The organism is Marichromatium sp. AB31, assembly GCF_003718685.1.
Classification (GTDB): Bacteria; Pseudomonadota; Gammaproteobacteria; order Chromatiales; family Chromatiaceae; genus Marichromatium; species Marichromatium gracile.
Map to the genome: position 1 here is coordinate 67862 of NZ_RHFI01000010.1, position 15231 is coordinate 83092.

General features: G+C 68.9%; 12 protein-coding genes. 6 read left to right on the forward strand and 6 right to left on the reverse strand.

Annotated features, from left to right (window positions below; translation table 11 throughout):
* Positions 1-122 precede the first annotated feature (122 nt).
* The 4 genes from EBL84_RS09465 to EBL84_RS09480 form a co-directional block, all read right to left on the reverse strand.
* A complete protein-coding gene (locus tag EBL84_RS09465) occupies positions 123-1418 on the reverse strand; it encodes an NAD(P)/FAD-dependent oxidoreductase (protein ID WP_123140597.1) in 1296 nt (431 codons plus the stop codon).
* Positions 1419-1441: 23 nt separating this feature from the next.
* Positions 1442-2047, reverse strand: coding sequence for a cytochrome c4 (locus tag EBL84_RS09470; RefSeq protein ID WP_123140598.1), 606 nt, complete (start codon positions 2045-2047; stop codon positions 1442-1444).
* Positions 2048-2185: 138 nt separating this feature from the next.
* Entirely contained in the window at positions 2186-3145 is a 960-nt protein-coding gene (locus tag EBL84_RS09475; protein WP_123140599.1) for an ankyrin repeat domain-containing protein, read from the reverse strand.
* A 31-nt stretch (positions 3146-3176) separates the two neighbouring features.
* Positions 3177-3740: a NapC/NirT family cytochrome c gene (locus EBL84_RS09480; RefSeq protein ID WP_123140600.1), complete on the reverse strand. Its 564-nt coding sequence runs from the start codon at positions 3738-3740 to the stop codon at positions 3177-3179.
* A 242-nt stretch (positions 3741-3982) separates the two neighbouring features.
* On the opposite strand from EBL84_RS09480, the gene EBL84_RS09485 reads away from it, so the two are divergent.
* Both EBL84_RS09485 and EBL84_RS09490 read left to right on the forward strand, forming a co-directional pair.
* Positions 3983-4381, forward strand: a complete 399-nt coding sequence (locus EBL84_RS09485; RefSeq protein ID WP_123140601.1) for a hypothetical protein — start codon at positions 3983-3985, stop codon at positions 4379-4381.
* Positions 4382-4419: 38 nt separating this feature from the next.
* Positions 4420-5121 (forward strand): glutamine amidotransferase, encoded by a 702-nt coding sequence (locus tag EBL84_RS09490; RefSeq protein WP_123140647.1) that lies wholly within the window; start codon positions 4420-4422, stop codon positions 5119-5121.
* Positions 5122-5403: 282 nt separating this feature from the next.
* Here the strand turns inward: EBL84_RS09490 and nadA are convergent, their stop codons facing one another.
* Both nadA and EBL84_RS09500 read right to left on the reverse strand, forming a co-directional pair.
* Complete coding sequence (gene nadA / locus EBL84_RS09495; protein WP_123140602.1) at positions 5404-6447, reverse strand: quinolinate synthase NadA; 1044 nt, start codon at positions 6445-6447, stop codon at positions 5404-5406.
* Between the two features lie 251 nt (positions 6448-6698).
* Positions 6699-8204: a dynamin family protein gene (locus EBL84_RS09500; protein ID WP_123140603.1), complete on the reverse strand. Its 1506-nt coding sequence runs from the start codon at positions 8202-8204 to the stop codon at positions 6699-6701.
* Positions 8205-8656: 452 nt separating this feature from the next.
* On the opposite strand from EBL84_RS09500, the gene EBL84_RS09505 reads away from it, so the two are divergent.
* From EBL84_RS09505 to EBL84_RS09520, 4 genes are all read left to right on the forward strand, one after another.
* Positions 8657-9805, forward strand: coding sequence for an efflux RND transporter periplasmic adaptor subunit (locus EBL84_RS09505; protein WP_223806043.1), 1149 nt, complete (start codon positions 8657-8659; stop codon positions 9803-9805).
* 143 nt (positions 9806-9948) lie between these two features.
* Positions 9949-13836, forward strand: coding sequence for an efflux RND transporter permease subunit (locus EBL84_RS09510; RefSeq protein WP_123140605.1), 3888 nt, complete (start codon positions 9949-9951; stop codon positions 13834-13836).
* 89 nt (positions 13837-13925) lie between these two features.
* Positions 13926-14378, forward strand: a complete 453-nt coding sequence (locus EBL84_RS09515) for a hypothetical protein (protein ID WP_123140606.1) — start codon at positions 13926-13928, stop codon at positions 14376-14378.
* Positions 14379-14434: 56 nt separating this feature from the next.
* Positions 14435-15199 (forward strand): hypothetical protein, encoded by a 765-nt coding sequence (locus EBL84_RS09520; protein ID WP_123140607.1) that lies wholly within the window; start codon positions 14435-14437, stop codon positions 15197-15199.
* Positions 15200-15231 lie beyond the last annotated feature (32 nt).

A 15231-nucleotide genomic window follows, 5' to 3' on the forward strand; every position in this document is an offset into this window, starting at 1 on the left:
GTCGGTGCACGCAATTCTAGCGCTCGCTCCGGTGCTTCGCGACGACGAAAAAAGGGGGCCGTGCGGCCCCCGAAGACTCCTCCTCCTTTGGTCCCTCTCGCGGGCGCCCGCCTCGTGGCGGGTCAGCCGAAGGTGTCGTGGGTGATGTTGTTGTACCAGCTGTAGGCGTACTGCACCTCGCGGGCCAGTGCCCAGTCGGGTGCGTCGCTCGGGGTCAGGCCGCCGGCGCCCTCGACCGGGGCGATGGTGGCGCCGTCCTCGCTGAGGCGGTAGACGGCGGCGATCGAGATGCCGTAGTCGGTGCCGATGATCGAGTAGCAGGTGTTGATGTAGGAGGGCGTGCCCGGCTCCTCGCCCTTGAGCAGCGCGGCGATCGCCGCGGCGGCGACCTTGCCCTGGCTGTTGGCCGAGTAGCCGGACTTGGGCATCTTGGTGGCGATACAGGCGTCACCGATGACATGGATGCCGGGATGGATGCTCGACTCGAAGGTGCGCTTGTCGACCGGGCACCAGCCGCTGTCGTCGGCCAGGCCCGCCACCTGGGCGATCTTGCCGGCGCGCTGCGGCGGGATGACGTTCATCACGTCGGCCCGGATCTCGTCGCCGAAGCTGGTCTCGGCGACCATGCCCTCGGCGTCGACCCTGACCACGGCGGCGTCCGGGCCGGGATGCCACTCGATCAGGCTGTCCTCGGTGCCGAAGCCGTAGAGCCGCTCCCAGCCCTGGGTGAACAGTCCCTGCTTGGAGAAGGCCTGCTTGCTGTCGAGGATGATGACCTTGGACTTGGGCTTGTGGCCCTTGAGGTAGTGGGCGATCTGGCTGGCGCGCTCGTAGGGACCGGGCGGACAGCGGAAGGGGTTGGGCGGGGCGACCAGCACCACGGTGCCGCCGTCGGCCATCTCCTCGAGCTGGCGGCGCAGCAACGCGGTCTGGGCGCCGGCCTTCCAGGCGTGCGGCAGGGTCTCGGCGGCGGTCTCGCTGTAGCCCTCGATGCGGTCGTAGAGCAGCTCGATGCCCGGGGCGACGACGCAGCGGTCGTACTCGAAGCGCTCGCCGCCGGCGGTGTCGACTGCGCGCGCCTCGGGGTCGATCGCGGTGACGGTGTCGTGGACCACGCGGATACCGTGCGCGCGCAGCCCGTCATAGCCGTGCTCGAGGGTGTCGAGCTGGCGGTCGCCGCCAATCACCTCGTTGCTGAGATAGCAGGTGTAGTAGGTCTGGTTGGGCTCGATCAGGGTCACCTCGATCGCCGGGTCGGCGCGCTTGAGGTACTTGGCGGCGGTGGCCCCGCCGGTGCCGCCGCCGACCACCACCACCCGGTGGCTGGCGGCGCGGGCGAGATAGGGGGCCGAGAGCAGGCCGAGGGCGGCGGTGGCAGTGGCGCCGGTCTTGACGAAATCGCGTCTGCTGAGCTTCATCGCGTGCTGATCCTCCGATGTCCTTATTGTTGGCTGGCGTAGAAGGCGTACAGGGCTTCGAGACCGTCCTCGCCGTGGCGCTCGAGCAGGTCCTCGAGCTTGCTGCGCATCTTCTTCGGCAGCTCGCGACGATCGGCGCGGAAGTCCTCCATGGCGTAGCGCAGATAGGGCATCCACTGTCCGGCGAGGATGTTGTAGTCCTCCTCGTCGACCAGCGGGATGCCGCCCTCGGCGTGGCACTTCTCGCAGAAGCGGTCGTGGAGCTCGGCGCCGGTGTCGACCAGTGCCGCGTCGTAGTCCTGGGGGGCTGGGCGATAGGGCTGGGCATGGAAGTATTCGGCCATCGCCTCGAACTCGGCGGTGTCATAGCCCTTGGCGATGCGGCCCATCACGGTCGAGTAGGTGTCTCCGCTCTTGAACGCCTCCATGGTGTCGACGAATACCAGCGGGTCCATCGCCGAGATGCTGGGCGCCGCCGGCCCCATGCTGTTGCCCTCGGTGCCGTGACAGCCGGCACAGGCGTTGGCGAGCATCTCCGGGGTGGCGTCTCCGGCCTGTGCGGCGGAGACGAGTCCGAGCGCGAGGAGTCCCGCGGTCAGGGACAGTCTGTTGCGGATCGAGTCGGCCATTCCTTCCTCCTGTTGCATCTTTGCGGTAGACCGACGCCCTCCGGGGCGTCGGCGGCTGAGGGGTAGCGGCCTGGGCCACTGCCTCTTGAGCAAGTGCGCGGTGCGCGGAGTCGTGTCGTCGCCCGGCGGCGAGCGGGATCAGTGACCGCGGGCCAGCAGCTCGATCGCCTCGCGATTGTCGAGCTGGCGGGCGCGGTCCGCCGCGGTGCGTCCCTGCGCATCCTCGAGAGCGGGGTTTGCGCGATAGTCGATCAGGAGATCGATCAGGGCGTTGTGATCGGTCGAGATGGCCTCCATCAACGCCGTGGTGCCGTCGCTGTCTTGCAGATTGGGGTTGGCGCCCTGTTCCAGCAGCAATCGCGCCAGCTCGTGGTGGCCCTGGCTGGCGGCGAGGATCAGCGCGGTGGCGCCGAGCGCGTCGCGGGCGTTGACCTCGGCGCCGGCCTCGAGCAGGGCGCGGGCCATCTCGAGCTGGCCGCGGTCGGCGGCGATCAGCAGCGCGGTGGCGCCGTCGCGGTCGCGCGACTCGAGCTCGGCGCCGGCCCCGAGCAGCGGTGCGACCAGGGCGACATGGCCGCGTTCGGCCGCCTGCATCAGCGCGGTGCGACCGTCGCGATCGGCGGCCTTGGGATCGGCGCCGCGGAACAGCAGCTGTTCGACCATCTCGAGGATGCCGTGACGCGCGGCGATCATCAGCGCGTCCCAGCCGGCGCGGGTGCGGTCGTGGACATGGGCGCCGCGTGCGATCAGCAGCGCCGAGATGCCGATGTGTCCGCCCTCGGCGGCAAAGGTCAGCGGGGTGCAGCCGGCGACGGTGCGGGCGTTGACCGTTGCGCCACGGGTCAGCAGCAGCGCCACCGTCTCCAGCTCGTCGGCCTCGACGGCGAACATCAGCGCGGTCTTGCCGAAGGCGTTGGCGGCATCGACGGGGGCGCCGCGGTCGAGCAGTTCGGCCATGGTCTCGGTGTCTCCGACCATGGCATTGAGCCTGAGCTCGGTGGCAAGGTCGGCCGCCCCGGCGCCGCCCGCGCCGAGCAGCAAGGCGGCGAGCAGGGAGATCCTCGGGGCGCGGCGGCAGGTCCTGTTGCTGGTCATCATCTCCGGCCTCGTCGTTGCGCGGGCGCCGACCTCAATCGGCGGCGGCCGTTTCGGGCAGCGGCTCGTAGGGCTCTTCGTGGACGATGCCCTTGTGACAGTCGATGCAGGTCTGTCCCTTGTCCTCGGCGGCGGCGTGACGGCTACGCGCCGAGCGCCCCTGTTCGGAGAGGTCCATGCTGGAGAAGTCGTGGCAGGTGCGGCACTCGCGCGAGTCGCTGCGCTCCATCTTCGCCCAGACCCGCGAGGCCATCTCCCAGCGACGCGCCTCGAACTTCTCGGGGGTGTCGATGGTGCCGACCAGCTCGTGGTAGACGTCCTTGACGGCGATGACCTTGGTGACCAGCTTTGGCCACAGCGCCTTGGGGACATGGCAGTCGGCGCAAGTCGCCTGTACGCCCGAGGGGTTTTTGTAGTGGAGTGTCTCCTTGTACTCCTCGAAGTTGGTATGCATCGTGTGACAGGAGGTGCAGAACTCCATGGTGTTGGTGGAGCGGATGCCGAAGTCGAGCGCGGCGACGAAGCCGATGCCGGCAAAGAACATCAGAACCAGGACTGCCATGGAGAATCTGCGCCGAGACGTCTTGCGCTGGGGCATACGAACCATCCTCCCCGACGGCGGTTGGTGACCGGTCCCGAGCACGCCCAGGAGGTCGCTCCGCCTTCTTGATAATTGTCATTGATCTTAAGTGAATTGGTCTGTGGTTGCCAAGGCCGGCGCCCGTGTCCGAGGTTGGCGGGCGTATTCCGGACGTGGACGTGTGCCGGGAACGCCGCCGTGAATCACTGGTCGGAGGTGGAGTGGTGCTATCGCAGTTGATCCCCGCTCATGGGGTCTCAGTGAGCCCCGATGTCGTGCGGCAGGTGCTCGCCACCGCCTTCGCGATCGACGATGGACTGCTCGGTGACGCCGTCACGATCCGTGTCTCCGGTGTCTCCGACGACCAGAACGCCATGCTGATGGCCGGGCTGCTGCTGGATCGTCTGTGCAGGGTCTCGGGGCGGGTGCTGGTCGATGTGCGCCGGCTGCACGGCCGTCCCTCGCTGGCCTCGGTCTACTTCCTGATGCGCGAGTTGCCGCTGCGCCAGCACCCGCCGCGTGAGGTCGCGATCCTGGAGCGTGAGGCGCTGCGTGCCCATGCTGAATTCCATCGCACGACCGCAGCCAACACCGGGGTGTGTTTCACGTACTTCTTCGACGTCGCCGCGGCATGTGCCTGGCTGGCCGCCGGGCGTTGAGTCGTTAGCGACGGCGGATCTCTCGGGGGATGGGGTGCATGCAAGGACGTTGTTGCATCATCAAGGTCGGCCGGACCTTCGGCGAGCTGGTCGTGCGTCGAGGTGACTTCGAGGACTGGATCCGCGCCGGTCTCGGCAGCGATCGCGCCTGGCGGGTGGTCGACGCTGCGGCGGGCGCATCCTTGCCCGCGCCCGATGAACTCGCCGCGGTGGTGATCACCGGCTCGCACGCCATGGTCAGCGAGGCCGCGCCCTGGAGTCTGGGCATCGAGCGGTGGCTCTCGGGGGTGTTGGCGCGCCGGGTGCCGGTACTCGGGATCTGCTACGGGCACCAGTTGCTCGCCCGCGCCTGCGGCGGCGAGGTCGGCTTCAATCCGCGCGGACTCGAACTCGGCTGTGTCGAGGTTCGGCTGAGCGCGGCGGCGCACGACGATCCGCTGTTCGGTGGGCTGCCCGATCGCTTCGTGGCGCCGGTCACCCATGCCCAGTCGGTCTTGCGCCCCCCGCCCGGTGCCCGGGTGCTGGCAGCCAACGACCACGATCCCCATCAGGCATTGCGCCTGGGTGCGTCGGCCTGGGGCGTACAGTTCCATCCCGAGTTCGATCGCGAGGCGACCCAGGTCTATGTCGATCGCCAGATCGACGCCCTGGGCGCGCGCGGGTCCGAGGTCGAGGTCGTCGACACTCCCGAGGCGGCCGGCCTGCTCCAACGCTTCGCCGCTTTGGTGAGCGGGCGGTAGGGTGCCCAGCCGCCAGCCGCCAGTCGCCAGTCGCCAGTCGCCAGTCGCCAGTCGCCAGCGCCCAGCCGGGGAGATTGAACCGCGAAGGCGCGAAGGGCGCAAAGAGCCTCAAGTCGTAAGCGGCCAGTCTCCAGCAGCCAGTGGGAGCGCACCCTCGACGAGGGCACGTCTTGCCCGCATCCGTGGTGCAGGTCTTTGGCACCAGCGCTTGAGGGTAGTCAGCCACTGGTGGCTGGTGGCTGAAGGCTGGTCGCTGGTCGCTGGTCGCTGGCGTGATGGCCTCTAGCGCTGCGCGGAGAAATCGAGCATGCGCTGGATCGGGCGTACCGCGCGCTCGCGGATGGCGTCCTCGACCTGGATCTCCTGGTCGCCCTCGCGCAGCACGCGCTCGAGGTTCTGCAGCGCGTTCATCGCCATCCACGGACAGTGCGCGCAGCTCTCGCAGGTCGCGCCCTCGCCGGCGGTGGGGGCCGGGATCAGCGTCTTGTGGGGGGCGAGCTGACGCATCTTCCAGAAGATGCCGGTGTCGGTGGCGACGATGAACTCGGGGTTGGGCAGCTCGGTGACCGCGCGGATCAGCTGGGTGGTCGAGCCGACCACGTCGGCCTGCTCGACCACCGCATCGGGTGATTCGGGGTGGACCAGCACCGCCGCGTCGGGGTGTAGCGCGCGCACGCGTTCGAGGGCGTACGACTTGAACTCCTCGTGGACCACGCAGGCGCCGTCCCACATCAGCATCTCGGCGCCGGTCATGCGCTGGACATAGTGGCCGAGATGGCGGTCAGGCGCCCACAGGATCTTTTCGCCGCGCTCTGCAAGGTGGCGCACCACCGGGAGCGCGATGCTCGAGGTCACCATCCAGTCGGCGTGTGCCTTCACCTCGGCGCTGGTGTTGGCGTAGACCACCACGGTGTGATCCGGATGGGCGGCGCAGAAGGCGGCGAAGTCTGCTGGCGGGCAACCCTCGTCGAGCGAGCAGGTGGCGCTCAGATCGGGCATCAGCACCCGCTTCTCGGGGTTGAGGATCTTGGCCGTCTCGCCCATGAAGCGCACCCCGCAGACGACCAGGGTGCTGGCCTCGGTCTGGGTACCGAAGCGCGCCATCTCGAGCGAATCGGCGACCCGGCCGCCGGTTTCCTCGGCCAGTTCCTGGAGGTCGCCGTCGGTGTAGTAATGGGCGACCAGTACCGCGTCCTGCGCCTTGAGCAGTTTGGCGATGCGCTCCTTGGTGGCGCGCTTCTCGTCGGCGCTGAGGATGGGCCATTGGGGCTGGGGCGGTACCTGGACAGTGGGGCGGGAGCCACCCCCCGTGGTCGCGTTTGGCATGGTCGTTCTCTAGTGGTTCGTCTGGGGTCCGGCCTGGCGCCGCAGACGGGTTCGTCGCGGGCCGATGTCATGGCATTGGACCGGTCTCGGGTATGAATGCTCCCGTCCAGGCGTGTCGCCGCGCCGTGGCGAGCAGCGCCATCCGTGGGCTGGTGGACGGGGGGTGCATGGTGGCGCCGCAGCGCCGTGTCGCCACCGGCCGGGGTCGGCCGGTGGCAAGCTCTCCTCCGGGCGAACCCGGAGCGGTCAGGTCAGGCCGAGGCGGAGTCGCTTTCGGTTGCGGACTGCCCCCGGCGCGGCTTGTCGGGCAGGCCGCGCGGGTTGGTGAAGCGCTCGTTGAGGGTCTGGATATAGTTCTCGCAGTTCTGCAGCACCTCGTCGATGGTGTTGCGGCTCCTGCGACTCCAGCCGATCGGCGAGCCCGAGAGCACGGTGCGCCAGAAGCGGGTGTTGCGCTGGAAGGCGCCGATCACGTCGCCCGGCGGGTTGTGCTTCTCGACCTGCTTGCGCAGCCAGGGCATCACGCTCAGCGCCGCCAGTCGGCGGATGGTGAAGTGCCCGCCGATCACCAGCACCGCGATCACGCCCTCGAGCCCCCACAGCCCCCAGGAGACGGTGGTGAAGAGGTCGAGCCACTGCGGGTCGTAGACCAGCCCGTGCCAGTGTCCGGCCCGCAGGCTCCAGACCATGAAGGCGCCGGCCAGCAGCGCGAGCAGGATGGTCTCGGTGACCAGGGTGCGACGACGCCAGCGACGCTTGGCCTGTTGCAGCAGCGCCATCGAGCCGTCGGTGAAGTCGGTGGCGGTCTTGCGCAGCGCGGCGACGATGCGGTAGGCGCGCTCGATCTCGACGCGCTCCATGCGCAGATAGATCTCGGCGAGATCCTCGTCGCGCTTCTTCTCGAAGCGCGCGCGCCGGTGCTCGTCGGCGATGGTGGTGCCGGCGTCCGGGCTGTAGACGGTGTAGAAGCGCCCGGCGGTGAGTCCGGCCTCGCCGAGCGCGCGCAACCAGGCGGCGACCACGTCCTCGGGGTTATCCTCGGTGGCCGCCGAGTCCATCTGGTTGAGGATATAGAGGAACTTGCCCGAGTCGGCCCGGTTGATGGTGTCGCGCACCAGGTGCTTGAGGGTGTCGCGCATCGCCCCGGGCTCGGGGTGACGGGCGTCGAACATCACCAGCACCAGGTCGGAGAGGTCGATCATGTGATCGGTCAGGCGCAGGATGGTGGTGCGCTGGGCATCGGCGTCGAAGCCCGGGGAGTCGATCAGGATCTTGCCGCGCAGCCGGTCGCTGTGACAGGTCTTGAGCTGCAGATAGGTATCGATGCGGTTGCCGTCGCCGCTGTCCTCGGCGGTGTCGACATGGGCGATGTCGCGCGACATCTGGTAGAAGGGGAAGCGCGGGTCGGAGTCGAGCGAGACCCCGGGCAGCGAGTGGCTGATCGGGTCGGCGCTGTAGACGACGACGGTGAAGCGGTCGTCGACGGCCTGGTTGCCGGTGCGCTGGAGCTTCTCGCCGAGATAATGGTTGATGAAGGTCGACTTGCCCGCCGAGAAGGTGCCGAGCACCGAGATCAGCGGCCACCAGGGGATCTGACTGGAGAAGGTCTGATTGGTCTGCAGAACGCCGGTGGCGTAGGCGACCTCGTCGATCTCCCGGAAGCTCTGCACGGCACTGAGCAGGACCGGGTTCTCCTGCTCCAGGTGGGACTCCAGTTCCTTCAGGCGCTGCTGCACAGCGTCAGCGGTAGACGGCATGGATTGGGTTCCTCTCTGCGATGGTCCGTGCGCTTGTCGCTTGCGGGTGTGTGCCGGGCACGTCGCGGCGGACGCGCACTTCAGTATCGGGCTCACCTGCGGTTTCCCGGCGCGCGATGGCCCGCGATGTTACAACGAACCCCCAGGCCAGTGATAGTCGACCGCGCGGCGGTCTGCATGTCCCCGGGAACGGGCCCGTGGCCTGGGTTGAATGTCTCGCGGCGACACAGGCATACTGGACAACTGCGCCGTCCGGAGCACAGGGATGCGGCACCTGGCATGTCTCGCAGTACCCGGCCGAAGATCGCCTGGTCCATGAAAAGACGGACGCGCGCCGGGCTCAACGACCCTCCCCCCCGACGGTGTCCGAGTTCCGCTCCGAACCGCAATCGCGCCCTTCGGGCTTCCGACTCAACACACAGCGTTTGGTGTGCGATCCGATGGCAATACAGATGAGAAAGGCCTCAGCCGCGTGGCTGTTCGCCCTCGCCCTGGTGGGCGCCGCAAACACGGCGCAGGGGCAGGGCGGTCCGGACGAGACCTTCGTCGTCCAGCAGGCGCAGGGTGCGCCGACGGTCTCCATCGGCGGGACCGTGGTCCCCTACAAGGAGGTGATGCTCGCCGCCCAGCTCCCCGGGCGCGTGACCTTCATCGCCGGGCGCGAGGGCGACGCCTTCGATGACGCCGAGCTGCTGGTGGCCATCGGCGACGCCGAGTTGCTGGCCAAGCGCCGTGCGCTGCTCGCGCAGATGGCCAGCGCCGACGCCCAGCTGCGCAACGCCGGGGTGCAGTACACCCGCGAGATCTTCTCGCCGCAGTCGCGCGCGGTGCCCGGCGGCATGGGTCTGCCCAACCTGTTCGATCAGATGTTCACCCGTCCGGTCGAGTCCTTCATCGGCGAGCGTGATCGCAGCGCCGAGCGCTCGGCCGACCTGTTCGCCTCCGGCGTGCAGATCCAGGAGGCGCAGAACCTGATGCTGCGTCTGCAGGCCGAGCTGCAGGCGCTCGACGCCAAGATCCGCGATGCCCGCGGCATTGCGCCCTTCGACGGTGTGATCGTGAAGAAGTTCGTCGAGGTCGGCGACACCGTGCAGCCGGGGCAGCCGCTGCTCAACTATGCCGACATCGAGTATCTCCAGGTCGAGGTCGACGTCCCGGCGCGACTGCGTGCGGGGCTGCGCGAGGGGATGATGCTGCAGGCCGAGATCGACCCCTCGAACCAGCGCGTGCCGGTCCGGGTGGCGCAGATCTTCCCCATGGCCGACCCCCAGCGTCACACCATCAAGATCAAGTTCGACCTGCCCCAGGGCGTCTCCGAGCCGGGGATGTACGCCAAGGTGCTGGTGCCCGATCACAACGCCCCGGCGCGTGCCAACCCGGTCGTGCCGCGCTCGGCGGTGCGCTACAACGGCAGCCTGCCCGGGGTCTATGTGCTCGACACCGAGGGCGCAGCCAAGCTGCGCCTGATCCGTGTCGGCGAGTCGCTCGAGGGCGGTTTCATCACCGTGCTCAGCGGGCTGCGCCCGGGCGAGCGAGTGCTCGCCGACCCCGGTCCCGGGGTGAGTGCCGGCTGGGCCCGAGGCGAGGACGCCGGGCACTGACGGATCAACCGGTCGCGGCGCGCAGGACCGCCCGCGACCCGGCGTGACGGCCTGCGACCGTCGCGCCGCTGGGCAGCGACGCCCGCTGCGGGCGTCCGCCGATCGCCGCCACGCCGCGCTGGCCCGTACAAGCTGGATTCGACATGAGCCAAGACGTAACCCCCATGACCTCGGATCAAGACACCCGTCTCGCCGACGACGCGCATCTCGGCATCGCCGGGCGCACCGCCCGCTTCTTCATCCGCTCGCCGCTCTCGCTGCTGTTCTACGCGGCGATGCTGATGATGGGGCTGCTCGGGTTGATGATGACCCCGCGCCAGGAGGATCCGCAGATCTCGGTGCCCATGATCGACATCATGGTGCAGTACCCGGGCGCCTCGGCGCAGCAGGTGGCCAACCTTGCCACCCAGCCGCTGGAGCGGCTGATCAGCGAGATCCCCGGGGTCAAGCACGTCTACTCGGCCTCGCGGCGCGGCGAGGGGCTGGTGACCGTCGAGTTCGACGTCGGCGAGGAGATGGGCCCCTCGTTGGTCAAGGTCAACGACAAGCTCGCCTCCAACATGGACCTGATCCCGCCGGGTGTGCTGCCGCCCCTGGTCAAGAGCAAGGGGATCAACGATGTGCCCATCGTCACCCTGACGCTGTGGTCGAAGGATCTCGACGACAACGGCATCGCCGACGTCGACGACGGCCAGCTGCGCCTGCTCGCCCAGGACCTGCTGCAGGCGCTCAAGCAGGTCGAGGACACCGGCAACGCCTTCATCGTCGGCGGGCGGCGCGAGCAGGTCACCATCGACGTCTCGCCCGAGCGGCTCTCGGGCTATCGCATCAGTCTCGACCAGGTGGCGCAGACGCTGAGGAGCGCCAACGCCGAGACCACCGCCGGCGACGTCGAGTCGCGCGGCGCGCACTTCACCGTCACCACCGGCGCCTTCCTCACCGGGGTCGAGGACATCAACCGGCTGGTGGTCGGCACCTACAACGACATCCCGGTCTACATGCACGATGTGGCCGAGATCCGGCTCGGACCCGAGGACGCCAGCCAGCTCGTCACCTATTACACCGGACCTGCCGCCGAGATCGAGACCCGCGCCGACGGTCGTCCCGCCGTCACCCTCGCCATCGCCAAGAAGGAGCTGAGCAACGGCGTGACCGTGGCCGATGCCATCCTCGAGCGGGTCGAGGAGCTGCGCGGCACGCGCATCCCCGACAACGTCGAGGTCAGCGTCACCCGCAACTACGGTGAGTCGGCCGATCAGAAGGTCTCGGAGCTGATCTGGAAGCTGATCAAGGCCACCCTGTTCGTGGTGGTGCTGGTGCTCATCGCCTTCCGCGCGGTGCGCCCGGCGCTGGTGGTGATGCTGGTGATCCCGGTGGTGCTGTTCATGACGGTGTTCATCGCCTGGGTGGGCGAGTTCACCATCGACCGGGTGAGCCTGTTTGCGCTGATCTTCTCCATCGGCATCCTCGTCGACGATGCCATCGTGGTGGTCGAGAACATCTACCGACGCTGGCTGGCCGAGGGCCGCACCGACGAGGCCACCGCGGTCGACGCGGTGCGCGAGGTCGGCAACCCGACCATCCTCGCCACCTTCACGGTGATCGCGGCGCTGCTGCCGATGGGCTTCGTCAGCGGCATGATGGGGCCCTACATGGCGCCGATCCCGGTGCTCGGCTCGGTGGCGATGTTCGTCTCGCTGTTCGCCGCCTTCGTCTTCACCCCCTATCTGGCGATCTCCAAGTGGCTGCGCCCCTCGATGGGCTATCTCGCCGCCGCCGAGCGGCGCGAGCATCGCGACGCCGAGCGACTCGAGCGCTTCTTCCGCCGCGTGCTCACCCCGCTGATGGAGAGCCGCGCCAAGCGGCGCATCTTCCGCCTGGTGCTCTGGGGCACCTTCCTCTTCGCCTGCTCCTTCTTCTACTTCAAGTGGGTGGCGGTGAAGATGATGCCGCTCGACAACAAGCCCGAGTTCTCGGTGGTGATCGACATGCCCGAGGGCACGGCGCTGCCGGTGACGGCGAATCTCGCCCACCGGCTCGCCGAGCAGCTGCGCACCCTGCCCGAGGTGACCGCGATCCAGCTCTATGCCGGCACCGCGCGACCGTTCGACTTCAACGGCATGGTGCGCCACTACTATCTGCGCTCCGACCCCTGGCAGGGCGAGCTGCAGGTGCAGCTCACCGACAAGCACGCGCGCGAGCGCAGCAGCCACGAGATCGCGGTCGCCGCGCGCGAGCTGATCACCGCCACCGCGCACCAGGCCGGGGCGCGGATCGCGGTGGTGGAGATGCCGCCGGGACCGCCGGTGCTGCAATCGGTGGTCGCCGAGATCTACGGCCCGACCCCGGAGCTGCGCCGCGAGTTCGCGCGTGACGTCACCGCCTTCTTCGGGCAGGCGCCGAGCGCGCGCGATGTCGACAACTATCTGCGCGACGACTTCGACTACTGGCGCTTCGAGGTCGATACCGAGAAGGCGGTGCGTCGCGGCATCTCGGTCGACACCATCAACCGCAACCTCGAGATGGCCCTCGGTGGCGCCACCATGGGCGACATCAAGCAGCAGAGCGGGCGTCAGAGCGGTCACGAGCCGACCCGGATCGTCATCCAGGTGCCGCTGGCCGAGCGCTCGCAGATCGAGCGTCTGGGCGATCTGCCAATCCTCTCCAACCAGGGCTTCACGGTGCCGTTGAGCGAGCTCGGGCGCTTTGTGCTGACCCCCGAGGAGGATCTGATCTATCACAAGGATCTGCGCCCGGTCGAATACGTCGTCGCCGACGTCGGCGGGCGTCTGGCCGCGCCGGTCTATGCCATGTTCCAGGTCCAGGACCTGATGGCCGAGCAGGACTACCTCGCCCCGGACGGCTCGCGTCCGAACGCCGGCGGCGGTTTCGGCGATGCCTTCCACTGGCTCGGCGCGCCGCCCAACGACGGGCGTCTCGCCTGGCAGTGGGCCGGTGAGTGGACGGTCACCTTCGAGACCTTCCGCGACATGGGCGCGGCCTTCGCCGTCGCCCTGGTGCTGATCTACATCCTGGTGGTGTGGGAGTTCGGCAACTTCCGCATCCCGCTGGTGATCATGGCGCCGATCCCGCTGACCCTGCTCGGCATCATCCCCACCCACGCGCTGGTGTTCGCGATGGGCATGGGCGGCGAGTTCACCGCCACCTCGATGATCGGCTGGATCGCCCTGGCCGGGATCATCGTGCGCAACTCCATCCTGCTGGTGGATTTCGCCATCCACGAGATCCAGAAGGGCGTGCCGGTGGCCGAGGCGATGATCCGCGCCTGCAAGATCCGCACGCGCCCGATCCTCATCACCGCGCTGGCGCTGGTCGCCGGCTCCAGCGTGATCATCACCGACCCGATCTTCCAGGGCATGGCGATCTCGCTGCTCTCGGGCGTGGTGGTCTCGACCCTGCTCACCCTGATCGTGATCCCGCTCGGCTGTGTCGCCGCGAGCGAGGCCATGTGCGAGGTCGCGGCGGCGAGCGCGCCGCCCGGGGTGCGGGTGCCCTGTCTCGCCGAGCGCGAGGAGGCCGCCGAGGCCGCAGAGCGCGCGCGTCCCGATGCCGCGCCAGGCGCGGGGCGGATGCGCCGGATCGCCGCCCAGGCCGGTGAGATCCTGGTGATGGTGTTCTATGCGGTGCGCGCGATCTTCGTGCTGCTGTTCGAGGCGCTCAAGGGGATGCTCGGGCGTTGGCGCGAGCGGCGCCGTCCGCAGCGCCCGGCGCCGACGCGGACCACGGCGCCGACGCCGAGCGACACTCCGGCAGCGGATACCTCGCCCACGACGCGTGCCGCCGAACCGGAACCGGAACCGGAACCGAAACCTGAGCCTGAGTCCGAGTCCGAGTCGCCGGCGAAGAGGACGACCGCGAAGAAGACGACGGCGAAGAAGGCCACCGCGAAGAAGACGACGGCGCGCAAGACCACCGCGAAGTCGACCACGACGCGCAAGACCGCCAAGCGCAGCGGGCGGCGTGGCATCCAGTTGAAGGATGACGCCCAGGAGCCGCCGAGCGATGACTGAGTCGTCTCCGTCTGGTCGCCTGCCGGGGCGGTCTGCTAAGGTCGCTGCGTTGCACGTCGCCGCATGAGCGTGCGCAAGGAGTCACGTTCATGATGCGTCGGTTGTCGGCCGCCACCCTGGTGTGCGCGCTCTGGTGCGCGGCCCCCGGGGCCGCCCAATCGCTGTGGTCGGCCCCCGATGGGGCGGATTCACCCTATCGCCAGGGCTTCGAGCAGGGGCTCGAGCAGCAGGCCGCACCGCCTGTCTGGTCAGCGCCGCCGCGCGCTCGCGACGACGGCTATCGCTTCCGCCCCTGGGGCGCTGAGGAGGCGAGGACGGATGAGGTTCCGGGCTATCGCTTCCGTGAGCCCGGGCGTCGCGCCGATGCGCCATTGGTGGTGCCGGGGGAGGGGATCGAGTATCGCTTCCGACCGCTGACCGAGCGCGAACGCATGCAGCGTGATGAGACAAGGAATCGCGACTGGCGGCCGCGACCACAGCGTTCGAGTGACGGCCAGGCGCCGCCACCCCTCGGTTGGCCCGCACCCTGGTCCGTGGACTGACCTCGGCGGCGTGGTCCCGATCACCATCCCACACACCATCAGGAGGAGCTGACGTCATGCGGTTGAAACAATGGATGCAGACGGCCGTCGCCCTCGGCGCCGGTCTGGCCGCGATGGCCCAGGGGGCCTCGGCGGCGACCGAGTTCTCCGCCGAGATGCTCAGTCGCGCCCCGGACGGGCAGACGACCTCGGGGCGGATGTATGTCGGCGACGGACGGATGCGCGTCGAGATGACCCGCGAGGGGCGGGAGATGGTGCGCATCGTCGATCGTGACCAGGGGCGCGAGTGGTTGCTGCTGCCGGCGCAGCGCGTCTACATGGAGCGCAGCCTCCCGCCCCAGGCGGGCAATGATCCGCTGCCCGCGCCCTCGGCCGAGCGCAATCCCTGTGCCGGGCTGCCGGAGATGAACTGCCGGCGCGCCGGCGAGGAGACCGTCGGCGGTCGTGCCGCGGTCAAGTGGGAGATGACGATCAGCCGCGACGGCCAGACCCTCACCGGCGCCCAGTGGCTCGATGTCGAGCGCGGACTGCCGCTGAAGTACGAGATGCCCGATGGTCGGCGCATGGAGCTGCATCTGGTCGGCGAGGAGCGGCTCGACGGGCGGCAGGTCGAGAAATGGGAGGTGACCGCCAGCGCACCGAACCAGCAGCCGACCCGGACCTTCCAGTGGTTCGATCCCGAGCTGGGGCTGGCGGTGCGCGAGGAGTTCCCCGGGGGTTACGTACGCGAACTCGACGCCATCCGCGTCGGTCCGCAGCCCGATCACCTGTTCAGCGTCCCCGAGGGCTATAGCCGCGCCGAGCCACAGCAGCAGCGCTAGGGAGGAGGCGCCGCCGGGCGTGGCGGCGCAGC